Annotated in this window: 1 protein-coding gene; it reads right to left on the bottom strand. The window is 68.2% G+C overall.

Translation table 11 applies throughout. The features are described 5' to 3' along the window. A partial coding sequence (gene dmpG / locus BST28156_RS34570) for a 4-hydroxy-2-oxovalerate aldolase (RefSeq protein WP_174904588.1) occupies positions 1-569 on the bottom strand: 569 nt, incomplete at both ends.

The following is a 569-nucleotide window of genomic DNA, read 5'->3' as shown; positions in this document are numbered from 1 at the left end:
AGATCGAGCGCAACGTCGACGATCATGTCCTCCTGCCCGCCGACCATCCGGCGCCTGCCCAGCTCGACGAGAATGTCGACCGTCTTCAGCCCGTACTTCTTCGCGGCCACTTCCGCATGGCGCAGGAAGCTCGAATACACGCCCGCATAACCGAGCGCGAGCGTCTCGCGATCGACGCGCACCGGACGGTCCTGCAACGGCCGCACGATGTCGTCGGCCGCGTCCATCAGCGTGTAGAGATCGGTGCCGTGGTTCCAGCCCATCCGCTCGGCCGCCGCGACGAACACCTCGAGCGGCGCGTTGCCGGCACCCGCGCCCATGCCCGCGAGCGATGCATCGACCCGGTCGCAGCCCTCCTCGACCGCGACGATCGAGTTCGCGACGCCGAGCGACAGGTTGTGGTGCGCGTGCATGCCCGTCTGCGTCTCGGGCTTCAGCACGGCCTTCACCGCGCGGAACCGGTCGCGCACGTCGCTCATCGTCAGCGCGCCGCCCGAATCGACGACGTAGATGCAGGTCGCGCCGTAGCTTTCCATCTTCTTCGCCTCGACGGCCAGGTTCTGCGGCGT

Origin of the sequence: Burkholderia pseudomultivorans (assembly GCF_902499075.1) — a bacterium.
GTDB lineage: Bacteria > Pseudomonadota > Gammaproteobacteria > Burkholderiales > Burkholderiaceae > Burkholderia > Burkholderia pseudomultivorans.
Note: the sequence above shows the minus strand (reverse complement) of the source record. Positions and strands in the feature narration are given on the sequence as shown.